The 22,791-nt window shown below is 66.9% G+C and carries 27 protein-coding genes; 16 read left to right on the top strand and 11 right to left on the bottom strand.

Going from position 1 to position 22,791, the window contains the following annotated elements; translation table 11 throughout:
• The first annotated feature begins 484 nt into the window (after positions 1–484).
• Positions 485–1,585, top strand: a complete 1,101-nt coding sequence (locus AB0C29_RS03935) for a nucleoid-associated protein (protein WP_360814744.1) — start codon at positions 485–487, stop codon at positions 1,583–1,585.
• Positions 1,586–1,591: 6 nt separating this feature from the next.
• Positions 1,592–2,578 carry a hypothetical protein gene (locus AB0C29_RS03930; RefSeq protein ID WP_360814741.1) on the top strand — a complete coding sequence of 329 codons (987 nt, stop codon included), beginning with the start codon at positions 1,592–1,594 and terminating at the stop codon, positions 2,576–2,578.
• Here AB0C29_RS03930 and AB0C29_RS03925 read toward each other — a convergent pair.
• The 4 genes from AB0C29_RS03925 to AB0C29_RS03910 form a co-directional block, all read right to left on the bottom strand.
• Entirely contained in the window at positions 2,575–3,093 is a 519-nt protein-coding gene (locus tag AB0C29_RS03925; protein WP_360814738.1) for an SLATT domain-containing protein, read from the bottom strand. The genes AB0C29_RS03930 and AB0C29_RS03925 overlap by 4 nt on opposite strands.
• Positions 3,094–3,255: 162 nt before the next feature.
• Positions 3,256–4,080 carry a phosphotransferase gene (locus AB0C29_RS03920; RefSeq protein WP_360814735.1) on the bottom strand — a complete coding sequence of 275 codons (825 nt, stop codon included), beginning with the start codon at positions 4,078–4,080 and terminating at the stop codon, positions 3,256–3,258.
• Positions 4,077–4,784: an HAD-IA family hydrolase gene (locus tag AB0C29_RS03915; protein ID WP_360814732.1), complete on the bottom strand. Its 708-nt coding sequence runs from the start codon at positions 4,782–4,784 to the stop codon at positions 4,077–4,079. The genes AB0C29_RS03920 and AB0C29_RS03915 overlap by 4 nt, the downstream gene beginning before the upstream one ends.
• Entirely contained in the window at positions 4,781–5,647 is an 867-nt protein-coding gene (locus AB0C29_RS03910; protein ID WP_360814747.1) for a winged helix-turn-helix domain-containing protein, read from the bottom strand. The genes AB0C29_RS03915 and AB0C29_RS03910 overlap by 4 nt, the downstream gene beginning before the upstream one ends.
• A gap of 251 nt (positions 5,648–5,898) precedes the next feature.
• On the opposite strand from AB0C29_RS03910, the gene AB0C29_RS03905 reads away from it, so the two are divergent.
• The 13 genes from AB0C29_RS03905 to AB0C29_RS03845 all read left to right on the top strand — a co-directional run bounded on the left by AB0C29_RS03905 (position 5,899) and on the right by AB0C29_RS03845 (position 16,961).
• Positions 5,899–6,168, top strand: coding sequence for a hypothetical protein (locus tag AB0C29_RS03905; protein ID WP_360814729.1), 270 nt, complete (start codon positions 5,899–5,901; stop codon positions 6,166–6,168).
• A 34-nt stretch (positions 6,169–6,202) separates the two neighbouring features.
• Positions 6,203–6,520, top strand: a complete 318-nt coding sequence (locus AB0C29_RS03900) for a hypothetical protein (RefSeq protein WP_360814726.1) — start codon at positions 6,203–6,205, stop codon at positions 6,518–6,520.
• Positions 6,521–6,526: 6 nt separating this feature from the next.
• The gene (locus tag AB0C29_RS03895; RefSeq protein ID WP_360814723.1) at positions 6,527–7,258 is read left to right on the top strand and encodes a GntR family transcriptional regulator; all 732 of its coding nucleotides are present in this window, start codon (positions 6,527–6,529) and stop codon (positions 7,256–7,258) included.
• Between the two features lie 101 nt (positions 7,259–7,359).
• Positions 7,360–7,794 carry a hypothetical protein gene (locus tag AB0C29_RS03890; protein ID WP_360814720.1) on the top strand — a complete coding sequence of 145 codons (435 nt, stop codon included), beginning with the start codon at positions 7,360–7,362 and terminating at the stop codon, positions 7,792–7,794.
• Between the two features lie 96 nt (positions 7,795–7,890).
• On the top strand, positions 7,891–8,217 hold the full coding sequence (locus AB0C29_RS03885; protein WP_360814718.1) for a hypothetical protein: 327 nt from the start codon (positions 7,891–7,893) through the stop codon (positions 8,215–8,217).
• Positions 8,208–9,641, top strand: a complete 1,434-nt coding sequence (locus AB0C29_RS03880) for an FtsK/SpoIIIE domain-containing protein (protein WP_360814715.1) — start codon at positions 8,208–8,210, stop codon at positions 9,639–9,641. The genes AB0C29_RS03885 and AB0C29_RS03880 overlap by 10 nt, the downstream gene beginning before the upstream one ends.
• Positions 9,638–10,192 carry a hypothetical protein gene (locus AB0C29_RS03875; RefSeq protein ID WP_360814712.1) on the top strand — a complete coding sequence of 185 codons (555 nt, stop codon included), beginning with the start codon at positions 9,638–9,640 and terminating at the stop codon, positions 10,190–10,192. Before AB0C29_RS03880 ends, AB0C29_RS03875 begins: the two co-directional genes overlap by 4 nt.
• Positions 10,189–11,985, top strand: a complete 1,797-nt coding sequence (locus AB0C29_RS03870) for a replication initiator (protein ID WP_360814709.1) — start codon at positions 10,189–10,191, stop codon at positions 11,983–11,985. The genes AB0C29_RS03875 and AB0C29_RS03870 overlap by 4 nt, the downstream gene beginning before the upstream one ends.
• Positions 11,982–12,164 carry a helix-turn-helix domain-containing protein gene (locus AB0C29_RS03865; protein ID WP_360814707.1) on the top strand — a complete coding sequence of 61 codons (183 nt, stop codon included), beginning with the start codon at positions 11,982–11,984 and terminating at the stop codon, positions 12,162–12,164. The genes AB0C29_RS03870 and AB0C29_RS03865 overlap by 4 nt, the downstream gene beginning before the upstream one ends.
• Positions 12,161–13,594 (top strand): tyrosine-type recombinase/integrase, encoded by a 1,434-nt coding sequence (locus AB0C29_RS03860; protein ID WP_360814704.1) that lies wholly within the window; start codon positions 12,161–12,163, stop codon positions 13,592–13,594. The genes AB0C29_RS03865 and AB0C29_RS03860 overlap by 4 nt, the downstream gene beginning before the upstream one ends.
• A 273-nt stretch (positions 13,595–13,867) precedes the next feature.
• Complete coding sequence (locus tag AB0C29_RS03855; RefSeq protein ID WP_360814701.1) at positions 13,868–15,358, top strand: P-loop ATPase, Sll1717 family; 1,491 nt, start codon at positions 13,868–13,870, stop codon at positions 15,356–15,358.
• A gap of 388 nt (positions 15,359–15,746) precedes the next feature.
• Entirely contained in the window at positions 15,747–16,076 is a 330-nt protein-coding gene (locus tag AB0C29_RS03850; protein WP_360814698.1) for a hypothetical protein, read from the top strand.
• A gap of 207 nt (positions 16,077–16,283) precedes the next feature.
• Positions 16,284–16,961 carry a GDSL-type esterase/lipase family protein gene (locus AB0C29_RS03845; RefSeq protein WP_360814695.1) on the top strand — a complete coding sequence of 226 codons (678 nt, stop codon included), beginning with the start codon at positions 16,284–16,286 and terminating at the stop codon, positions 16,959–16,961.
• A 49-nt stretch (positions 16,962–17,010) separates the two neighbouring features.
• Here the strand turns inward: AB0C29_RS03845 and AB0C29_RS03840 are convergent, their stop codons facing one another.
• Positions 17,011–17,346: a cupin domain-containing protein gene (locus AB0C29_RS03840; protein ID WP_360814692.1), complete on the bottom strand. Its 336-nt coding sequence runs from the start codon at positions 17,344–17,346 to the stop codon at positions 17,011–17,013.
• Between the two features lie 79 nt (positions 17,347–17,425).
• On the opposite strand from AB0C29_RS03840, the gene AB0C29_RS03835 reads away from it, so the two are divergent.
• Complete coding sequence (locus AB0C29_RS03835) at positions 17,426–17,776, top strand: YciI family protein (protein WP_360814689.1); 351 nt, start codon at positions 17,426–17,428, stop codon at positions 17,774–17,776.
• On the opposite strand, the gene AB0C29_RS03830 is transcribed toward AB0C29_RS03835, so the two are convergent.
• The 6 genes from AB0C29_RS03830 to AB0C29_RS03805 all read right to left on the bottom strand — a co-directional run bounded on the left by AB0C29_RS03830 (position 17,730) and on the right by AB0C29_RS03805 (position 22,663).
• Entirely contained in the window at positions 17,730–18,992 is a 1,263-nt protein-coding gene (locus tag AB0C29_RS03830; RefSeq protein WP_360814687.1) for a DUF6596 domain-containing protein, read from the bottom strand. The two genes, AB0C29_RS03835 and AB0C29_RS03830, sit on opposite strands and share 47 nt — an antisense overlap.
• A gap of 8 nt (positions 18,993–19,000) precedes the next feature.
• Positions 19,001–19,663 (bottom strand): MOSC domain-containing protein, encoded by a 663-nt coding sequence (locus AB0C29_RS03825; RefSeq protein ID WP_360814684.1) that lies wholly within the window; start codon positions 19,661–19,663, stop codon positions 19,001–19,003.
• Positions 19,660–20,484, bottom strand: coding sequence for a GNAT family N-acetyltransferase (locus tag AB0C29_RS03820; RefSeq protein WP_360814681.1), 825 nt, complete (start codon positions 20,482–20,484; stop codon positions 19,660–19,662). Before AB0C29_RS03820 ends, AB0C29_RS03825 begins: the two co-directional genes overlap by 4 nt.
• Positions 20,485–20,521: 37 nt before the next feature.
• Complete coding sequence (locus AB0C29_RS03815) at positions 20,522–21,538, bottom strand: LLM class flavin-dependent oxidoreductase (protein WP_360814678.1); 1,017 nt, start codon at positions 21,536–21,538, stop codon at positions 20,522–20,524.
• Positions 21,535–22,125, bottom strand: a complete 591-nt coding sequence (locus AB0C29_RS03810) for a TetR family transcriptional regulator (protein ID WP_360814675.1) — start codon at positions 22,123–22,125, stop codon at positions 21,535–21,537. Before AB0C29_RS03810 ends, AB0C29_RS03815 begins: the two co-directional genes overlap by 4 nt.
• Before the next feature lie 73 nt (positions 22,126–22,198).
• On the bottom strand, positions 22,199–22,663 hold the full coding sequence (locus tag AB0C29_RS03805) for a DUF1707 domain-containing protein (protein WP_360814672.1): 465 nt from the start codon (positions 22,661–22,663) through the stop codon (positions 22,199–22,201).
• Positions 22,664–22,791 lie beyond the last annotated feature (128 nt).

The following is a 22,791-nucleotide window of genomic DNA, read 5'->3' as shown; positions in this document are numbered from 1 at the left end:
GCCGCCAGCAGGCCGAGCGCGGCCGGCCGCGCCGCGCTTGCGCGGCGCCTTGATCCAAGAAAGGTTAATTCGGCAGTCGTCCCATATTCGTCTGCTGACTCTGGAGGCCCTGACGGCGTCTGGCCCATGTCGAACACAGCCCAGTACAGCGACGCAACCGTCAAAGACGGCGACGCCGACTGGTCGCTGAAGGGGAAATGACGCCAACGACCCCACCTCTGGCTTGGGGGTATGGCATGTCCTGCCCTCATCCCTTCGCGGTAAATCGAACAAGCGTTCTGGGAACTGCATGCTCGTCAAGGATGCTTAACGGCACCGCTGCGGCCACGCGAGGAGTTTCAACAGCGAGCAGGCATGCTGCCGTCTCTTCATCTTCTATGGACGGTCAGCTAACGTTCTGTAGGTGCCGCCTGGGCGCTCTACATCTGACCTTGGTGGCGAGCATAGATGGCTCTGGATCTAGCATCGAGGGGATGCGAATCTCGTGAAGAGCTCGATAGGTCAAATCGCCATTACGAAGGCCATCTTCCATGGCATTCCAGCCAAGGGCGACGTTGCCTCTCCTTCAATTGCGGCACGCCACAGCGTCTGCGACATGGAGCCTTCCGCAAAGTCAGAGATTGAGCGGCGCTTACGCAAAGTGCTCATCCATAGCGGCAGACAGGTAGTGGAGAACTCTTCAGTTGAGTCTAAGACGCCAGCAATCGTCAAGGATCTACTGACCGTAGAGGATGCCGACTTTATCGCCAAGTCGCAAGAACTCGCTCAAACCCTGTTGGACGCTCAAACCAGAAGGAACCCGTCCGGCATGCTTTTCGTAGCGGAATGCCTGGCCGGTGGGTCGCCGTCGATTATGCTCGTAAAGGTCGAGCAGGAAAGCGGTATGCTGGTTGAGGATTCTACGGAACCAGGTGGAGTGCAGGCCGTCCGCTACCTCGAACGCCTACTCTTAACGAGCAAATCCAAGGTGTACAAGGTTGCATTGTTCGACTCTGCGGACCTAGTGGACGACGTTCTCTACGGCTGGGCCGCAGATGTTCAGATGTCTGGCAGCGAGGTCGCCGCGTTCTTTCTCAGGGCCTACCTTGGGTGCAGACTCCTAGGCGACCCGAAGGAGCTCACAAGTCAGTTTCACCAGCATGCACAAGCTTGGGTCAACAAGTTCGTTAAAGATCCCGACCTACGGGCTCGATATCAAATGGCCATTGCGACCGAAATGCTCAGTGAACGGAAGACCGTATCGGTGCGAGGATTTGCTAACAGCAACTTGCGGCAAGCCGATCATGATCCCTTCGTCAACTACTTGTCTGACCACGGCGTTCCGGTCAAGATGTTTGACAAGGACGTCTCCTTGATTGAACCAAAGCTTAAGCGTTTCAGCATTGCGTTCGAAAGCGGCGTTCTCATAACTGCACCAAATTCAACGTATGGCGACGTCATCAAAATTGAGAGAGTCGATGGCCCCATCAGTCGCGTGGTAATTCAGGACATCATGGGGGACATTAAAGGTCGGGGGGTGGCAGGCGGCAGCCGGCCCAAGGAAGTCGATAGTGGCTCCGCACCGATGGACGCTAGCGAAGGCTAGCACTCCGTGGGTCTTTCGCGAGACGAGGCAAAAGCCCGCTATGTCCAAGAAAGGCCAGTATTTGAGAAATTAGCCGAAGGGGTTGCCCAACGGATCCGTGAACTTGCTATCGAGGCAAGAATTGACTGCACGGTTAGCCATAGAGCTAAAGACGTATGGAGTTTCGTAAAGAAGGCAATCGAGAAGAAAGTAGACGATCCTTGGGACCAACTGCATGACAAGGCGGGAGTTAGGGTCGTTGTACGTCATGTCGGCGAACTGGTAATCGCTGAGAAAATTATCCGCGAAAACTTCGATGTGACATGGTCGTCGTTGGACGAGCCAGCCGAAGATGATGATGAGGACAGGCTGCGCTATCCCCGGCTTCACTTCCAAGCGCGGCCGATTCCGTCTAGCGACCCCGAAGCCCCTCCCCTGTTCAAGGGATACAGCTGTGAGATACAGCTCCGAACTGCAGCCACCGACTTATGGGCTAGTATGTCCCATAAGTTGCTGTATAAGCCTTCTTCAGATTTGCCGAAGGATGTCAGACGGTCGCTGTACGGTCTGCTCGCGTTGGTCGAGGTTTATGACCGAGAGGTGCAGCGTGCGATGGAGGCCATCGGGACTTCCCCTGATCGCTACCTCAACGCGACTGTTGATCAATGCGAGCGAATCTATTACTCGTTCTGCACTAACCCATCCAGCAGCAGCTTTACCCGGGAAGTCATATCCATAGTTATGTCGACGATGGAGCAAGAACAATGGGTCACATACCCGGACGAGCTCGAAAAGTTCGCAAAGCGTGAACGCGAAAACTTACAAGAAATTTACGACCGATACGGGCCAGCATCAGAAGCCTACCAAAATGGCTTGTACATGCTCCTCGGTCAACCTGAAAGCATCGCGATCTTCGAGCGCCTTAAGAGAAATTCGATGACGTTCGAACACGCATGGCAGGAGAGGCTTCCCGAGGGCCTCTTGGAAGAACTCCGAGGATTTGACCTGGACTAGCGACCTAATTGCTTGGAACGTTGTCGGTCACGTTCTGCCAAGCGCTTTATCGTCCTATCAAAGATGCGACGCGAGACAACATCACCTTCGCCGCTCAACGCATCAAATTTCGAACGCACCTCATCAAGCACAGCGCGGCGATCTTCGCGCTCTTCGCGGGGCGTAGCCAGAATTGTCTCAAGTTTGCGTCTAATTACGCCGTACTGAGCGCCAAGATTCTTGTGCTTTTCCGCTCGTTCGGCATAGCGCATGTGTGTTTGCAAAGTCGAGAGAACCGCAGCAGCGATTCCCAAGACGCCGAAAGCGACTTTCCATCCTCCCGAGAGTTGCGTTGCAATAGTCGCGAACGCCGCAGTTCCCAACCCTGCGGTGATAACGATGATCGGGACAGCCAAAGCATAATTCGCGCGCTTGAGTAACTTCCCAGCTTCATGATGCGAGTGCTGTCCTTCGCGCGCCCTCTGAAGCCAAGTTCTCATGAGCTCTTCGGCCGAATCCCAGGCCGGGTCTGACATGGCTACTCCAATCGGAAGGCTCGACAACAGGTTAGCGTCGATGGCCGTGGGTGTTCAATGTGGCCGGTGATCGCTCCTAGCAAGCAGAGGTGTCCGCCTGCGAAGTCTTGTGTTTGCGCAGCGAATTCTCGGAGCTCGGCATCGGCATGTCGCCGCCCACGTTCAAACCCGGGCGGCGTTAGCGATGGCCATCCAGGTACGGACGCGTTCAGCCGTGACGTCCGCAAGTTTCGCGATGTGTGGGATCAAATTCACCGAGTCGTGGATCCGGGCTGCTCTGATGGCGAGCACGGCGACGTCGTAGGCGCTTTCGCCGGTCATGCCGCGTGGGTCGATGAGCATCCATCGGTCGGTGCCGCTGGCGATGAGGTTTCCCATTGATGCGTCGCCGTGGCACAGGCCCGGTATGTGGTCGCGGGCGAGTTCGGCAAGCAGGTTCAGGGCGGTTTCGCGTTCGTCGGCGGGGGCGATGGTGGTGCCTGGCCGCAGGTCGGTGAGGTTGTCGTCTGTGAGCCGCTCGCTCAGCCAGTCCAGGATGGACGGCATGCCGGCGCGAGGCGCCGGCTGGTGGTGCATGGCGGCGAGCGGCGAGAACAGAGCGTCCAACCTGATGGCTGCCGGGTCGCTCTGGATCAGGCTGGTGCCGGGCAGCACACGATCTAGCACGGTCCAGGTGCCGTGGTCGGTGGCGAGGGTCTGGTGCACCGTGGGTGAAATGCCGAGGTTGGCCAGGGCTGCGGCGACGGCGGCTTGGTCGGGTCCGCGGGGATCGGGGCTGCTGCGGAACACGAGCGGGCCGTCTAGGGTGTCGACGGCGACGACGTACCCGTACCGGGCGGGCAGCACGGCGGGAGAGGTGGCTCGGTATTGATCGCACAGGGTCTGGAATTCGGTCCCGACATGGCTCGCCCAGGCGTCGACGATCTCAGGCCAGCGCTGCCGGACGTTCGCCAGGACATCCGCCGGCACCACGGGAGCCGCGGTCATGTAGGCGGGCCGGTTGGCACCGACTGTAGCGCCGGCACCAGCAACTGCATCGCGTCGATGACCGTGTCCGCCCCGGCGTTGGTGAGGCGCTGGCGCTTGCCGGGCTTGTTGGCGTAGCCCACGGTGGGTGTCCCAGCGGCCCGGCCGGCCTCGACGTCGGTAACCGAGTCACCGACGAACACCGCCTCGGCCGGCTGGGCGTGCACGGTGGTGAGGCCGTGCTCGATGAGGAACGGATGCGGCTTGAGTAGGCGGGGCGGCATGCCGTCGAATCGGGCTGACACGCCGTCGATGTAGCGGGCAAGATCGTGGTCGCGTAGGTAGGTCTCGACCGCCATGTTGGCGTTGTTGCTGACGATGACCACCTTCCGGCCGGTGCGGTGAGCGGTGCGAAGGAAGTCTTCCGCTCCGGGTGTCGGCCGCGCGCTGGCGACGGCGGCGGTCTCGGCATTGCGGCAGGCGTCGGCAACCGCGCGGGTCAGCTCGTCGTCGCCGAGCGCTTCGACCTGGCTGAGGATCTGAAGCGGGTTGGCATGCAACGCGGCGATGCCGGCTGGTAGGTCGCCGATGAGCCGTTCGCGGATGATGGCGTGCAGCTCCTGCGCCACGGTGGCGGCGGGGCGGCCCGCGAAGACAGCGCAGATCGGGCCGTCGAAGTCGATCAGCAGGCATCGGGCTCGGCCGACGAGGTCGGTGAGGGTCATGGGGTGTACTCGTGAGCGATGCTGGTCCAGACGCTGTCGAACCAGGTGCGGGCCTGGTGGACGAACTGGTCGGCGGCGTCGTCGTCTTCGCCGCTGGTGGCGTAGTGGAACAGCGGGACGTCCTTGCCGAGCACGTCGAAGATCGTCACCGGCTGCTTGTCGACCGAGACGGTGTTGGTGATGACCGGGTAGAAGCCGAAGAACACTTCGTCACGGTTGAGGATGTAGAGCTTGGACAGCACGGTCGTGCCGTGCGCCCGGACCTCGACGGTGGCGTTGCGGACCAGTCCGAGGGTTCCCAGCTCCCCTACCGATTCGGTGATGGCTTCGGTATTGCGGCGGGCGATGCGGGCCGCGCGTTCCCGGACGGCGGGGTCGTCGCCTACGGGATCGGCGCGTGACGGGATGACGGAGGGCAGGCTCAGGTCTGGCAGCAGGATCCGGATCGCGACGGACTCCGGGGTGAGGCGGCCGGCGCGGATCTTGTCGAGTGGTTCCTGAATCGCGCCGTGCAGGGTCTCGCTGGAGAATCCCGAAAAGTCGATTGTGACGTGTGGTCGCTCGAACGCGGCCTCGATGTGCGGGCGTAGGCCGACCGGTCGTTCTGTCTGCGCGCGAACGAACGCGCCGCTCCCCTGTCGGGTGACGACCAGGCGCTCATCGCGCAGGATGCGCAGCGCGGATTTGATGGTCTCGCGGGCTACGCCGTAGCGCTCGGCCAAGTCGTTCTGCGAGGGCAGCCGTTCCCCCGGCGCGAACTTGCGGGTGAGGATCGCCGCGCGGAGCACGTTGGCGATCTGCTGGGACGCCGGGCGGGCATCGTCCGGCTCCAGGTCATCGAGGCTGCGGGCATCCACGTTCACTCCAGCAGGGTAAAGCCTGGCTAGCCAGGCTAGGAAATGTGGGCGCTCCTGCTTGCGTAAGCACACTGACTTCCGTACGGTCGATATGACTAGCCAAGCTAGTCAAATATGGCCTCGCACGACGTTACTCGCTGCCACTGCGGTTGATCTTGTCTCGCGAGGACAGCTAGCACCGGGGCGGGCACGGGCAACGCCAGTCGCGACCCCGCCCGTCCCGGTGCCGTCGATGCCGCTTGCGGAGGTCAGCACCAATGAGCGAACCGCTTCCCGCGTTCGACGGCAATCCACCGATCGACCCGCCGGCCGAGTGCGTCAACCCGCTCGTGTGGCAGCTCTCCCGTCGGCTGTTCGCTGACCATCGACCCGGTCCGGACGGGTGGTGCCTGCTGTGCCGGCCGGCCATCACGTACCCCTGTGTCGCCCGGCAACTCGCTGACCGCGGCCTGACCTTCGCCATTACTGGCCGCGACCCTGTCACCGATCCCGGCCTGCACCGCGGCAACCGGGGGCAGCGATGGTGACCGGCACGGTCCGCCGGCCCCTTGCGAGGCAGGCGTGATTAGCCCGTTCGCCATCGCGCCTCGGCTGCCTGTCCCCACTGGGCAGCTCGTCGGGCACCTGCTGCGGATACCCGCCGACCGGTGCCGGTACCGCGAATCCGGTCTTGTGCTGCTGGTGCGGCGGGTCCGGCTCGACATCTCGCAGTGGTACGGCGGCGCCTGGGTCTGGCTGGAGGGCGACGAGATCGCCGGCACCGGTTACTCGCTCGGCTGGACTCAAGCCCTGGTGCACGTGTCCGCCTGCGTCACTGACGCGCCGCCGGCCGGGCTTCCCGCCCAGCGCCGGTCTGCCGCACCGCGGAACCGGGGATGACAACCAGTGCCGATCGAACCTACGGCCGCGAAGTACGCGAGCATCGCCGACGCCCTGCAACACCGCATCGACAGCGGCGCCTACCCGGTCGGGACGATGCTGCCCAGCGAGGCGCAGCTTGTCCGCGAGTTCGATGCCTCGCGGTCCACGGTGGTCCGGGCACTGGAGTACCTGCGCCAGCTCGGCTACATCGAAGGCTTGCAGGGCAAGGGCCGCGTCATCCTCGGCCGGCCATCGGCGCTGGCGTCGCAACCTCCCGGCCGGATCCGCACGGCACTGCATGCCGCTGAGGCGCCGGACGCCACGCTGATCGGCGCGGGCCGGGCGCCGGCCTCCGCGCGCATTGCCGCGACGCTGGCCATCCCGGTCGGAGAGCCGGTCATCGCCCGGCAACGGCTGTTCCCGGCGACCGCGGCCGGTTGGCTGATGCTCAGCACCGTCTACCTACCGGCGGTCGCCTCCAGCGGGACGGCATTCCACCTGCCGGACCTGCTCGGCGAAGGAGCACTGGATCACCTGGAACGGCGCCGCCGGCTCGTGGCCGTGGACGTCGTGGAACGGCTGTCCGTGCGATCGGCGTCGGCGCGGGAGTCGGTGCTGCTGACCCTTGATCGCAGGTCGTCGCTGCTGGCGAGCCTGCTCATCGTCCGCAGCGTCGCCGGCCATCCGCTACTCGTGATCGACACGGCGTTCCCGGTCCCGGCACAGGGACTCGAAGAGGCTTTCAAACTTCGCTAATTCCGGCATGATTGCGCATGACTAGCCAAGTAAGTCATGTGCTAGCTTTAGGCCAACTTGGTTAGTCAAGTAACCAAGTGTTGGCGGAGGAGGCCACTTCAGTGATTCCAAACTCGATCAAGGTTCCGGTGCCGTGGGAGTACGTCGCGCCGCACGGTGCGCTCTGCCTCGGCGTCGAGCCGGCCACCGATTTCGACAAGCGGGGCCAGGGCGACGACCAGCTGCGCGACAAGGAGACCGGCGAGCGGATCTGGCTGGTCAAGGTCCTGGACCTGGACCCGGAGGCGGGCAAGTTCGGCGGTACGAAGGAGTTCAAGGTCAAGGTGGTCGCGGCGCATCAGCCGGTGCCGCCGGCGTCGATGGTGCCGGGCTACCCGCCGATGGTGGAGTTCACCGGCGTCACGTTGACGCCGTACGTGGACTCGCAGAAGTGCAAGGGAAACGGCTCGAAGTGCCGGGCGCGGCAGGCGTGGTCCATCCGCGCGAGCGAGATGACCGCCCCGCAGTCCGCCAACAAGCCGGCCAAGGCTGCCTGATCTCTCTTTGACGCGTCGGGGGCGGGGCCAACAACCGCCAAGAAGTTCTCCCCGCCCCGGCGCTCAACCCACCACCTGCGAAGGGACGGGGCTGTGATGCCCACAGTAAATGACGCTGCCCGGATCACGACGCGAGACGGCGCTGTCTGGCGCACCTGCGCAGGCTGCGGACTGCTCACCGCACTACCGACCGACGCCGACAAGTGCCCGGCCTGCGACCGGCCGAACGCCGCCGATGCGCAGCGTGCGCCGGACGTGTGGGACCTGGTCAACCGGTACGCCGAGACCATGGGCCGGATTCAGGCATGGGTCGACATGGCCCACACCAGCGACGCCGAGCGGCTCGACAACATTCGCCAGTTCCTGGCTGACCTCGACCGTTTCCAGGCCGCGCGGCGGAAGGGGGATCGGGGATGCCGCTGATCAATGTGATCCGGGGCGAGTCGATTCCGACCGCGCCGTTCACCGTTCGGACGCCGGTGCTGCGGCTACCGGTCTGGCTTCTCGTGGTGTGGCAGGCGATCAAGGCCGTGGCCTGGCTGGTCGTGACCTACGTGCGGTACTGGTGGGCGACCGGTCCCGCCACAGGTCTGCTGTGGCTCTACGCCGAGTACGGCTGGGTCGGCCCGGCCTGCACGGTCGGCGGGATCGCCGCTGCGGCGACCGGGTGGGGCTTCGGACATCGCCGTTCGTTCCTGCGCTTCGGTTGGTACCCGGTCCTCGCCCGGTTCCGGCGGTGGACCTACCGGCGGCGCTGGCAGGCCGCGATGGTCACCGCGAAACTCTCCGTATCGTTCGACCGGCACACGGTGCTGCCGATCCTCAAGCGGGTCCGGTGCCGTCCCGGCGCTGACGTCGTACTCGTGCGGATGGTCACCGGGCAGATCCCGGACGACTTCGGCAAGGTCGCCGAACGCCTCGCGCAAACCTTCGGCGTCCGGCAGGTCAAGGCCATGCCCGGACCTTCTTTCGGCACGGTGGTGCTGGTCCTGCTCCGCGGTGACCCGCTGACCAAGACCGTGGCGCCGTTCCCGACCACGGCCGTACCGGACTTCACCGCGCTGACGGTGGCCCGGCAGGAAGACGGCGACGTCTTCGACCTGCGCCTGTTCGGTACTCAGGTCCTCGTCGTCGGGGCGACCGGGTCGGGCAAGGGCTCGGTGATCTGGTCGATCGTGCGGTCCCTGGCCGGCGGCGTCGGTACCGGACTGGTCAAGCTCTGGGGCCTGGACCCCAAGGGCGGTATGGAACTCGGCATCGGGCTGCCGCTGTTCGACCGCTTCGCCAGCAAGGACTTCGCCGCGATGGCGACCATGCTCGAAGAAGCCGCCCGGGAAGCCCAGAGCCGGGCCGCAAGGCTCAAGGGTGTTACCCGCCAGCACATTCCGACCCCGGCCGAGCCGCTGATCGTGCTGATCATCGACGAGTTGGCGAACCTCACCGCGTATCTGACCGACAGGCAGCTTAAGGACCGGATCAAGGCGTCGCTCGGGATCGTGCTGTCGCAGGGCCGCGCGGTCGGCGTGCACGTCGTGGCCGCGATCCAGGACCCGCGCAAGGAGGTCCTTCCGGCGCGAGGGTTGTTCCCGACCCGGATCGCGCTGCGGCTGTCGGAGCCGGGCGAGGTGGACATGGTCCTCGGTGACGGGATGCGCGATCGGGGCGCCCTGGGCGACCGCATCCCGCAGACCACCCCGGGTGTCGGCTACGTCGTCCTCGACGGTGACCCCACCCCGATGCGGGTCCGGTTCTCCTTCCTGACCGACGAAGCCATCCGGGACATGGCCGCCACCTACAGCCGGCTCCAGGTCATCGACGGTGAAACCGTCGAAGGCGGTGCGGCATGAACAACACATCGAACGGGGAGCGGTTCGAGTCGGCGCTGTTGGTGCTGATCCTCGCGGTCGTCGCCATCGCGGCCGGGTGGGCGTCGTTCACCCACGTGCACGACTGGACCATGCGGCACGTCCCGGCCGGTACACCGAGCGCGTTCGGCTGGGTCAACGCCGTCATCTCCGAACTAGTGCCGGTCGCGGCGTTCCTCACCATCCGCCGGCGCCAGCGCACCGGAGCACCGATCGGCTACCCGGTCGTCCTGCTGCTGGCCTCGGCGGCGCTGTCCCTCGCCGCGCAACTCGCCGTGGCCTCGCCCAGCCCGTCTGGCTGGCTGCTGTCCGCCGTCCCGGCGCTGGCGTTCATGGCCCTGGTCAAGCTCGTCTTCGCCACCCCGGCCGACAACCTGCCCTCGCCCGTTGAGCCTGCGCCCTTGCCGGTCGACACCGAACCGCCGGCCGAACCGGAACCGCCTGCGCCCCGGGTACGGACCGTCGCGGCCGTCGTGCCCGTTCCGGCCGGCGCCTTCACCCGCTTGCAGAGCTCGGAGGTGAACCACCGTTGACCGCACCCACCCTGCCCCTTCTGGCCCAGGAGCACGCGCCCCGGCCGGGGTCACGGGCCGCGCGGATGGCACTTCCCCGGGCCGTCGACGCGCTCAAGAACCTCGCCATCGACCACGGCGTCTGCATCCGGCCCGTCTCGCTACGCCGTACCGCCCTGACCACCGGCGCAACCGAACTGATCGACCTGCCCTGCGGCGCGACCCTGGACGTGAAGTGCCCGCCCTGCGCCAAGCGGGCCCGGCACTACCGGCAGGTACAGATCCGGGAGGGCTGGCACCGTACCGATGAACCCCTGCCCCCGCCGGCCGCCGCCACCGACGACCAGATCGCGCTGATCTCGCTGCGGGCGCACTTCGAGTTCTACCGCGCGCAGGCCGAGCAGGCCGCCGAGTGGGATCAAGTCGCTGAGCTGAATGACGCCATCTCCGAGGTGGAAGCGGCCATCGCGGCTGAGGGACTGCGCGGGCGCATCGCACCCCCGCGCGACACCGCCGGTGATGACGACCAGGGCGACGCCGACCGGACACGTCGGGTCCGGTCCACCCGTCGCCGTCAGGATGTGCCCGACCTGCCCCGGCAGAAGGTCGAGCCGCGCACCGTCGGACGCACCTACGTCGGCCGCGACGGCAGCACCCACCAGCCCTCGATGTGGCTGACCCTGACCCTCGACACCTACGGCCCGGTCCACTCCATCCCCTCGGGACGGCCGTGCCCGTGCCGACGTCGGCACACCGACGACGACCCGCTGCTCGGCACCCCGGTCAACCCGAACACCTACGACTACCGGCGGGCGGCCTGGGACGCCGTGCACTTCCCCCGGCTCCTCGACCGGATGTGGCAGAACCTGCGCCGGGCGGCGGGCTGGAACGTCCAATATGCGGGCTGCGTCGAGCCGCAACGCCGACTCGCACCGCACGCGCACTTCGCCATCCGGGGCACCATCTCCCGCGCCCTACTCGAACAGGTCTCCACCGCCACCTACCACCAGGTGTGGTGGCCGGCCGCCGACCGGCTCCGGTACCCGCCCGACCGGCCCCCGGTCTTCGACGCCGACGCTGAGACCTGGATTGATCCAGACACCAGGGTTGCGCTGCCCGGCTGGGCGGACGCGCTCGACGCCATCGATGACGACCCGGACGCCGAGCCGGCGCACGTCGTGCGGTTCGGCCCGCAGGTCAAGGCGAAAGGCGTCGACCCTGGCAGCAAGGACGCCGAACGGACCATCGGCTACATCACCAAGTACGTCACCAAAGCCGCCGCGGAATGCCACGACCACACCAGCGACCCGCAACGCGACCACGCCGAACGGCTCTGGCGCGAACTGCGCGTCACGCCCTGCTCCGACCGGTGCGCGAACTGGCTGCTCTACGGCGTCCAGCCGAAGAACGCCACCGGCAAGCTCCGGCCCGGGCACTGCAAGGGCCGCGTCCACCAGAAGAGCACCCTCGGGATCGGTGGGCGCCGCGTGCTGGTCTCGCGTAACTGGTCCGGCAAGACCCTGCGCGACCACCGCGCCGACGCGCACGCCTGGGTCAAGGCGCTGCTCGGCGTCACGGCTGCCGCCGACGCCTCACCCCCGGCGGATCACCAGATGGCCAGCCCGTCGCCGTTCGCGTGGGAGATGGCTCGGCCTGGCGATCCGGATTTGCCGCCGCTGGAGCACCGGCTTCTGCGCGCGGTCTCCCAACGCATCCAACGTCGCGCCCAGCTCGCCGCAGCGAGAAGACAGGACGGGCCAGATGTTTCGGCAACCGAGAACGAACCGGCGCGCGGTCACGAGGGGGACACATGAACGAGCTGCTGACGGTTCCGGAAGTCCTGGCTGAGCTGCGTGTTTCCCGCTCGACGTGGTTCTACTGGCGGCAGATCGGTAAAGGGCCGCGAGCAATCAAGCTGCCCAACGGCGAACTCCGGATTCGCCGGTCTGCGCTGCACGAGTGGTTGGGAAAGCTCGAAGGGAAGGCGGCGTGAAGAGCTTCGAGTTCCAGGTCTGGGAGATCACCAAGCGGGTGGACCGCAAGGCCAAGCCGTGGCGCGTTCGGTGGGCGGTGGCCGGCAAGCGGTTCGAGGACACATTCCGTACGAAGGCTCTTGCGAACTCTTTCCGCTCAGGTCTGGTCAAGGCCGCGAACGACGGTCAGCCGTTCGACACCGAATCGGGCCGGCCGTGGGCTGAGACGCGGGCGCAGCAGGCCGTCACGTGGTACGTCCACGTCCGGGAGTACATGAAGGGGAAGTGGCCTCGGCTGGCTGCCAAGTCGCGGCGGGGCACCGTGGAGGCGCTGACGCACGTGACCCTCCTGATGACGGCGGGCACTCGGCGCGGTCGCCCTGCCGATGCCGTGTTGCGGGAGGCGTTGTACGTCTACGCCCTCAATCCTCGCCGGTGGTCGGAGGAGCCTTCCGGGACGCATGCCGCGGCGCTGTCCTGGCTGGAGCGGGCGTCGTTGCCCGTCACAGAGTTGGACACGGTGGCAAGCGTCCGCCGGGTCCTGGACGGCCTCTGCACCAGGATCGACGGCAAGCCGGCCGCTGCCAGCACCATCCGGCGCAAGCGCGCGATCTTCTACAACGCGGTGGGCTACGCGGTCGAGCTGGGCCGCCTCGACGGCAACCCGATCGATCGGATCCAGTGGACGGCGCCTGAGGTCGCCTCGGGTGTGGATCGCCGGGTCGTCGCCAACCCGACCCAGGTCGCCGCGCTGCTCGACGCTCTTCAGTCGCTCGGCAAACGGGCGGACCGGGTCACGGCGTTCTTCGGCTGCCTGTATTACGCCGGAACGCGCCCGTCTGAGGCGGCCGACCTGCGCCGGCCGGACTGCGTGCTGCCCGGTCGCTGCGTCGACTGCGACACCGAGCTACCCGACGTCACAGCGGCGCCAGCCGGACAGTGCCTCCACGAGAAGATCGAGTACGGATGGGGCCGAATCACTCTCGCGGAGACTGCGCCTCGGTCAGGTACGGCGTGGACCGACGACGGCCAGGCGCACGAGCGACGCGGCCTCAAACACCGGGCACGCAAGGACACCCGGCCGGTTCCAATCCCGCCTCAGCTCGTGGCGTTGCTGCACAAGCACATCAAGAACTACGACACGGCGCCGGACGGCCGGCTGTTCCGCGGTCTGCACGGCGGCCCGCTCTCCGAGTCGGTCTACGACCGGTGGTGGAAGCTCGCCCGCGAGCAGGCGCTCACCCCGGCTCAAGTCGCCTCGCCTCTGGTCCGGCGGCCGTACGACCTTCGCCACGCCGCCGCATCCCTGTGGCTCAACGCAGGTGTACCGGCTACTGAGGTCGCCCGTCGGCTCGGCCACAGCGTCGCGGTTCTCCTTCGGGTCTACGCCAACTGCATCGACGGTGGCGACGAGGGATTGAACGACCGGATCGGTGGCGCACTGGGTTGACCACGGCTCCCGGAGCATGACGTGGCCTGTCGAGCGCAGCAGGCTCGGTCAGCGGATGCCAGCTCGGACCGGACACCAACAGCGCCGTACAGCGCTGTCAGCGGCACTCAGTGCGTCGACGTACCAGAGAGTCCGGCGCACCCGTCGGCCCATGTCGTAAGTGATGAAACGCGCTGCCAACAGGCGTACGCCCTGTAGAGTGCAAGTTCGCCGCGAGGCGATGCGTGACTCCCGCCGCCAAGGTAAATACCTGCCAGCCGCCGAGGTGCCGCCATGAAGCCTGCATACCGCGATCTCTACTTCGGCATGAGTGACGCTCGAAACGAAGTTTCTGAGGACGAGTCGTCTTTTGTCAAGAGCTATGTTGATCTCAACAACGCTTCACAAGCCTTGGTCAACGGCCGAAAATTCCTAGTCCTGGGACCCAAGGGAACAGGAAAGTCCGCGTTGGCGTGGTACCTGCGTGCCACCGAACAAGAGGGAAGTCACCTAGTCCTCGTCCGAGACGCAACAGCTCTGCCTTTGGCTGAAGTACCCCGCGTACAGACTGGACAAGTAGCGGGTCCGGAGCGAACAGTCGTAGCATGGAAGTTCATTCTTCTGTGCAATTACCTCGAACTCCTGCTTCGCGACAAGGACTGCACGCTCCAGTTTGACAAGGAAGTGCAAAGGGTTGCGAAGCTGCTCCGCGATTTCGGCTTTATGGGCGACGCTTCCGGGCGCGCACTACTAAACGCATCTAGCACCGTTATTCAAATACCGGTGCCAAAGTTGGGACCGATTTACAAGCGCGAAAGCAAGCCGAGCCTAAATATCTACAATATCGTCCCGTACATGGAGACCTGGGTATCGCGGGCCCTCTCCTCGTCGCGGCATGTCCTTCTCATTGATGGCCTTGACTCAATTTTCCTCAACGATGAGAAGTACGATGAAAGCCTTGCATCCCTGGTCCAGGCCGCCTACTCAGTGAATCAGAAGCTGATGTCATGCGAGGCGTCCGGATGCATCGTCTTGCTACTGCGAAATGATGCTTTTTCTCGCATCGCCCTCTCGCTTCCGGATTCGCAAAAGATGCGTGACGATCTGGCGTTTGACCTTGACTGGCGCGTTCTATCGGGAGCCGCTGGCGTTAACGCACCCTTGATTCAGCTGGCTAACCAGAAGGCCGCAAAGGCGCTCGACATCGACTCCGTCCGAGTCCTGGAGTACTTTCCCCCAAGAATCAAAGTGGGCCAGCGCGGACAGGGGCAATCATTCGATACGCTCAGGTACCTTTTACTTATGACGCGGCACACGCCGCGAGATCTCCTGCGTCTATTTGAAGAGATTCGCAAGGTCGAGGCGTCTGGAATCTATGGCCCCAAACCGCAGAGATATCTTGACCAGGACGTGATCCGAGAAGGCGTACTTCAGTACTCCAGCAAGTATTTCGTTGGTGCCATCTCGAATGAGTTCGCAGGCGTCGAGGGCGGACCGGAGAGTGCTGCATCAGCAATTTCCGCACTAAAGACGCTCGACAAGCAACAATTCAATGCTAAAGAATTCGCAGCTGCCCTGGCGGATCTAGGCAAGGAAACAATCAGTGCCGAAAAACTCCTAACGTTGCTCTTCTATGCCGGAGCCGTCGGCAACATGGTGGCGGGCCGAAGCGAAAGCTATATGCACTTCTACCATCGGCGTGACGATTCCGAAGTCTATCTGAAGGGTTCATTCATCCTTCACAACGCACTCGTTCACGCATGGAATGTACATAGAGGCGCTTAGGACCTTGTGATCTTGACATGGAGGTGAAGTCGCAGCCCACCGTGGGCGAATCGTGGGCGACGGCCTGATGGTTACGAGCCGAAGAAGGTAAAGCGCCAGCTCAACGCCGGTATTCCTACCGGAGTTCGGTGCTCCCTGTAAATCCGTCGCGAAAGCTACAGAGGTTCGGATCCCCTACCCGCCACAGGCAAGGTGAACGGCCCCGAGAGCTGCGGAAACGCGCTCCGGGGCCGTTCTCGTTGAGGTCAGGCCCCGTGGGGCCGGGTCGTCGCGAGCAGACGCCGGGGCGTCGATCCCGCTCAAGATGCGTGCCGCGGTCGGTCGGCAGTCGTTAGCCAGGCGGATCCTCGGTGAGCTGGTCACCTCCACACGCGAAGCCCGGAGTGCAATGGTCAACTTCGTTAGTCGACGGGACATCGGAGGCGCGTTCAAGAGTGGCAGTTGGTTTCTTGGTGTCTGCCTGCTGGTCAGCGTCGGCATCGTCATGGGCTGCTGGTACTGGGTCGTCGGGACCGCGCTCTTCGGCGGCGAATCCACGGGACTGAGAAGGGCCGCTGAGGTCGCGTTCCGCGCGGCGGTGCTGGTCACGTGCATTGTCCTGGCGCAGCAGGATGACCCTCTGGCTCAGGTCGGAGGCTTCGGCGTTCTCGTCCTGGCGGGAGTCGGCTTCTTCAGGTCGGGCGAAGCAGAACCCGAGAGCGGACCCCGACCCGGCTGAGAAGGTCCATCAGCGCGCCGGCGCATGCGGGAGGCTGGTGGACGACGGCCCGAAGTGACCGACTCGATGTCCGCTTTGTGATCGGATCACCGCATGGGCGTCGGTCGTAGAACGCTGCTTGGTGCAGCAGCGGGGTGGTTTGGGACCCTCGCCGCGCCGGCCGGGCCCAGCCAGGCGGACGGTCGGGAGCCGCGGACGATCTATGTGGTGGGTGACTCCACGGCCTTGTCGTACGCCGTAACGGAGGTTCCGAGGGCCGGCTGGGGGCAGGCTCTTCCGGTCTTCCTCAACCACAACACCCTCGTCGTCAACGAGGCGGTTTCCGCGTCCAGTTCCAAGAGTTTTTCCGCCGCCGGGCGGCTCAACAGGATTCTTGCGGTCCTCCGGCCTCGGGACGTCCTGCTCATTTCCTTCGGGCACGGCGACCAGTCCGAGAATCCCTCCCGGCACACCGATCCGTGGACGACCTTTCCGGACTATCTGCAGCTCTACATTGACGGCGCCCGGGCGACTCAGGCGCTTCCCGTGCTGGTCACCCCGGTTGAGCGGCGGCGTTTCACGAATGACGGCGTCCCGTACCTTTCGCATGGTGAATATGCCGACGCCATGCGGGCCTTGGCCGCCGCCACCCGTACGCCGCTGATCGATCTCAGTGCGCTTTCCTTTGCCCTGTGGAGTTCGCTCGGGCCGGAGGTCACCAAGGACTACTTCCTGACGGCGGACGACACGCATCTGCAGGCGCGTGGCGCGATCGAGGTTGCCCGGCTTGTCGTTTCGGCCGGGTGGATGCTTCCCGGCCGGGACCGGCGGGCTCTCCGGGAGCCCGACATCTCAGCGGATCTGCTGGTCCGGCCGGCGACGCGGCCCGGACCCGACCCGCTCTGAGGAACGGCCGGACTCCGCGAATCCGGCGACGGCCGACGGCCACGGACAGTCAGCCGGTGACGGTGCGCGAGCCGTAGGCCGGGCCGAAGATCACCAGCAGCGCCAGGTCTTCGGTCACGTCCACGAAGCGGTGCTCCTCGCCCGCCGGTACGAAGATCACCGCGCCCGGGCCCACCTCCGCCCGGCCGCCCGGGGTGACGATGGTGGCCCGCCCGGCGGTGACCACGTAGATCTCGTCCTCGGTGTGTGGGCTCTGGTCGTCGACTCCCCCGGCCGGGATGCAGTACGTCCCCACCGACAGCTCCGGCACTGTCAGGTGTTCCACCCAGTCGTTGGCCGCCCCCGCCGGCGACCTCCACACCCCGGCGCCCTTGATGATTTGCATGGCGGCAGCCTAGGGGGTGTCGAGGTACGGGCCGTGCCGTTCGTCATCACGGTGTACGCCTACCGAGAGGAGCACTGTCATGCGGTACGTCATGATCATCACCGGGGACGAGTCGCACTGGTTCGGGGCGGCCGCCGCTTCCGGGCTGCTCGATGAGGTCAACGCCTGGTGGCAGAAGTGGCACGACGCCGGCAAGGTTGTTCGGGGCGGCGCTGAGCTGCAGCCCTCCAGCACCGCCAAGACTGTCGGTCCGGGCGCCGACGGGCAGCCGACCGTCACCGACGGGCCGTTCCTGGAGCTGAAGGAGGTCGTCGGCGGGTTCATCCACCTGGACGCCGACGACATCGACGACGCGGTGGCCGTGGCCGCCACCTGGCCGGGAATCACCGCGGCCGGGGACCGGATCGAGGTTCGCCCGATCGTGGAGTAGTCACCAGGGCGTCGAGGCGGCGCGCCAGCAGTTCCCGTTCGGCCGGGTTCGTGGCCAGGGCCAGCGCGCGGCGCGTCGCCTCGATTGCTTCCGGTTCGCGGCCCAGCCGGCTCAGCAGGTCGGCCCGGGTCGCGTGCCAGAGGCGGTAGCCCGCGAGCCGGTCCGCCAGGTCGTCCACCTCGGCCAGCGCGGCCGCCGGACCGTCGGCATAGCTCGTGGCGACCGCCCGGCCCAGCAGGACCACCGGCGACGGACGCATGATCCGCAAATGGTCGTAGAGCTGGCGGAGCGCGACCCAGTCGGTGCGCTCGTAGGACGGGGCCGCCGCGTGCTGGGCGGCGATGGCCGCTTCCAACTGGTACGGGCCGGGCTGATCGTGACCGGCCGCACGGGCCAGCCGCCGTACCGCGGTGTTGATCAAGGTTTGGTCCCAGCGGGACCGGTCCTGGTGCTCGAGCAGCACCAGCCGCCCCTCGGCGTCGAAGCGGGTGCTGGAGCGGGCCTCGTGGAGTTCCAGCAGCGCGACGAGGCCGGCCACCTCCGGCTCGGCGGGCATCAGAACGCTCAGCTGCCGGGCCAGGTCCAGGCCTTCGCGGGCCAGGTCGCGGCGTTCGTGAGCGTCGCGGGACGAGGCCAGGTAGCCCTCGTTGTAGATCAGGTAGACGACGGCGAGCACGGCCGGCAGCCGGGCGGCGTACTCCTGGGGTGGGGGTGGCTCGAACCGGACGCCGCGGTCCCGCAGCCGGCGTTTCGCCCGGGTCAGGCGTTGCGCCATCGTCGTGGCCGGCAGCAGGAACGCCGCGGCGATCGTCTCCGCCGGCAGGCCGGCCACCGCGTTCAGGGTCAGCGCGAGCTGGGCCGGCTCCGCGAGCGCCGGGTGGCAGCAGGCGAAGATCAGGGCGAGCCGGTCGTCGCCGGTCGGTTCCGGTGGCGGGGCGCTCGCCAGCGCGGCGAGTTTGTCGCGGCCGGTGACCTCACGACGGAGCCGGTCGACGGCCTTGCGCCACGCGGTGGTCACCAGCCAGCCGGCCGGGTTTTCCGGTACGCCGTCGCCGGGCCAGCGGTTCAGGGCCTCGGCGACCGCGTCCTGCAGGGCTTCCTCGGCCCGGTCGAGGTCGCCGAGCCGGCGGGCCAGCACGCCGAGCATCCCGGCCGCGCCCGCCCGCCAGACCTCGTCCAGCACAGTCCGCGCGTCGTCCACCCGGCCATCGCTCACCGGCGAAATCAGAGCTTGAGTTTGCGGCGGATGTCCGCCCGCAGACCCTCGGGCAGGTCTTCGAGGTCCAGATAATCCCGGAGCCGGTCCGAGTCGTGCATCCAGGCGTGATAGCTGTCGCCGATCGTCACCCCGTGCGCGGGACGGTTCAGGATCCGTACCTCGTCACCGGCCCGGACCTCGCCCGGCCGCACCACCCGCAGGTACGCGCCCGGCCGGCGTTCTGCCGCGAACCGCTTCACCCAGCGCGGCTCGCCCATCTTCCACTGGAACGTCGCGCACGGGATGCGCCCGAACGTCGTCTGCAGCACCAGTTCCGCGCCGATGGCCCAGGTCTCGCCGAGGACCGCGCCGTTGACGTCGAGGCCTTCGGTGGTCAGGTTCTCGCCGAAGAGGCCGCCCGGCAGACTGCGGCCGAGCTGCTGCTCCCACCAGTCGTAGTCCTCCCGGGCGTACGCGTAGACCGCCTGGTCGTCGCCGCCGTGGTTGTCGATGTCGAAGATCTGGTCGCCGACCAGGCCGCTGTGCAGGCCGGTCCGTTTCGGACCAGGGGCGCGCACCGGGACCGGGTGGTCGACCGGCTGCTTGTTGATGCCCGTCATGCCGACGTTCTTGGCATCGCTCTGCTCCGGGACGGCCAGGTTGACCTGCAGGACGGTGGCTCTGCTCATGCGGGGAACTCCACGGTGCGACGGTCCTCGATCGGGGTGTAGCCGAGGCGTTGGTAGAGGGCGTTGCTGGTCGGGTTGCCCAGGTCCGTGAAGAGGACCACGTCGGTGGCCCCGGCGGCCAGCGCCGACCGGGTGACTGCCACCGTAGCGGCACCCGCGTAGCCCCGGGCCCGGTACTCGGGGGGCGTGTAGACCGCCTGCACCCGCACCATCCCGGCGGCCGGCCTGGTGATCCCGGCCATCGAGACCGGGCGGCCGTCGACCTCCCAGAGCAGCAGACCACCGTGCGAGAGCTTGTCGTCGACGAGCTCGGCCGAGGGGTCCGCATCCTCGCCGAGGTCCTCCTGGAACGCGATCATCCAGTCGATCAGGAGGTCGCGGTCGCGGGCCTCGGCGACCCGGCCGGCGCCGGGAGCCGGCGGGTCGGGCGGGGTCAGGTCGGCGAGCCGGTACAACCGCTGGCGGCCGGTGACCCGCGGGGTGACACCGGTCAGGCGCTGCCATTCCGCGGCAAACGCCTCCACCACCTTCTCCGGTCCGGCGATGCCCGGCAGGTCCGTCCCGGCGAGGCTGACGGCCAGCTCGGCGGCGGCCGCCGGGGACATCTCGGAGAGCAGAGCACCGCGCGGCGGCGTACGCAAGAAAGCCCCGTCGCCACACCAGCCGAACACCGCCGCGCCGTCGCCGAAGGCGTGCGGCCCGCGTTCCCGCAGCGTCCCGGTGATCGTCAGCAGCACGGTGTTCTCCACCGGGCGAGCGCGCAGGAACTCCCCCGCCCCGCTCAGGAACTCGTCCACGTTGTTGGTGATGTGCCAGGCCATGCCGTCATCCTCGGCCCCGCCGGAGCCCGGCGCATCCCTAATTCGGCAGACCCCACGCCTTCGCGATCCGGGCCAGCGAGTCCCGCCGCGTGGCCGGGTCGTAGACCGTGCCGGCCAGGATGAGCTCCTTGGCGGCGGTCCGCTCGACCAGCTCGTCCAGCGCTTGCACCACTTCCTCGGCGGTGCCCGCGTACTGGGTGCCGGGGAGCTGGTCGAGCAGCTGGCGGTCGAGGTCGGACAGCTCGCGGGTGGCGGCCTGCTCGGGCGAGACGATCGGGCCGAGCCGGCCGGTGCGCAGGCTCAGCGCCATGATCCGGCTGGGGCCGGCCAGGAACTGCGCCTCCTCGTGCGTCTCGGCGGCGATCACCGAGGCGCTGACCATCAGGTGCGGCTCGGGGAAGCGCGGCGACGGCTTGAAACCGTCGATGTAGAGCCGGGCCGCGGTGTCCACGTCGGAGCTCATGGCGAAGTGGTACGCGTAACAGAACGGCAGTCCGAGCGCCGCCGCCACCTGGGCGCCGTACGTCGACGAGCCGAGCATCCACACCTCGGGGTAGGTCGCCGGGGCCGGTGTCGCCCGCAGCCGTTCGATCCGCTCGGGGGCGACCCGGTCGTCGCCGAGCAGCGCGAGCACCATGCCGAGGTGGTCGGGGAACTGCTCGACGGTCAGGTGCGGCGACACCCCGCGCAGCGCCGCCGCGGTGGCCTGGTCGGTGCCGGGCGCGCGGCCGATGCCGAGGTCGATGCGGTTCGGGTGCAGGGCCTCCAGCAGCGCGAACTGCTCGGCCACCACGAACGGCATGTGGTTGGGCAGCATGACGCCGCCGGAGCCGACCTTGATCCGCCGGGTGTTCGCCGCGAGGTGGGCGATCAGCACCGGCGGCGAGGTGGACGCGACGGCCGGCATGTTGTGGTGCTCGGCGACCCAGAACCGCGAGTAGCCGAGGTCGTCGGCGGCCTGGGCGATCTCGGTGGTCCCGCGCAGGGCGTCGGTGCTGTCGTGACCCTCGCGGACGGTGGCGAGATCGAGCACGGACAGAGGTACGCGACTCATGAGGTGATCCGTTCCGGAAGAGATGGGGTGACGAAGGCGAAACCGGCGCGGAGCAGCTCGTGCAGCCCGGTGATGCCGGTGTCGGCGTCCCAGTGCGGGCAGGAGGTGTTCAGCACCGTGCGGGCGGCGTTGATGGTCAGATCGAGCCGCAGGTCGTCCAGGGCGGCGTGGCCGGCTGCCCACTCCCGGACCGCGACCCAGAACTGGTCGGCCAGCTCCCGGGAGCAGCCGGCCAGTTCGGGAGAGGCGAGCCGGACCCGGCGCTGCAGCAGCATCCGGTCGGCCGCGGCCGTGGTGTAGCCGATCAGGACCTCGCGCAACGACGACCAGAGCGGTTCGCCGGCCGGGCGCTCGGCCAGCAGCGTGGCCCAGAGGGCGGGGTCGTCGGGGTCGGGGTCGAAGACGACCGACTCCTTGCCCGCGAAGTAGTTGAAGAACGTGCGCCGGGAGATGCCGGCGGCGGCCACGATGTCGTCGACCGACACCGCGTCGAAGCCGCGCTCGGTCATCAGCCGGAGCGCGGCCGCGTGCACGAGACGCCAGGTCTCGCGTTTCTTACGCTCGCGAACCGGACTGGAAACAACCACAATCCCGACCGTACGCCGGTTGCACTCGGTGCAACTTGCACTCGGTGCATGAACTGCGCCACACCGCGAGGGGTCAGCGCCGGCGCTGCTGCCGCCGGATCGCCTGCACGCCGACAGTGGTGGCGCCCAGGGCTGCCCCGGGCACCAGCAGCCAGATCGGCCACGGGTAGACGTACCCGTCGACGGTGACCGCGACCAGGAACCAGACCATCAGGTTGACGGCGGTGACCGCGCCCCAGATCGTCCACAGGACGAGCAGCGCCATCGGCAGCTTGCGTTCCGCTCGGCGCACCTCGGCGGCCTTGCGGGCGCTCACCTCGGCCGCGCTCACCCCCGGCCGTGGCAGGTCGGCGACGATGATCAGCAGCTCGGCGTAGGTGCGGGCGGCGTACGCCTGGCGCACCCGGTCGTCGTACTCGCCCAGCGAGAGACGGCCCTCGTCGAGAGCCGTCTTCAGCTGGTCAGCGATTTTGTGCCGGTCGGCGTCGGCCGCCCGCAGCGTCTCGGCATCCCGGTGCGGCACGACGTCCTTGGCCATGACAGCAGGTTAGTGGAGCGGCACGCCCTGCTCCAGACCTGGACCGCGTTCCAGGGGCGCGGTGGAGCCGTCGAGCGGATCGGCCACCCCACGGCCGGGCGGCTGCTCCCGCATGGCCGGCAGCAGCC

Origin of the sequence: Actinoplanes sp. NPDC048791, from assembly GCF_040650095.1 — a bacterium.
Lineage (GTDB): Bacteria > Actinomycetota > Actinomycetes > Mycobacteriales > Micromonosporaceae > Actinoplanes.
Note: the sequence above shows the minus strand (reverse complement) of the source record. Positions and strands in the feature narration are given on the sequence as shown.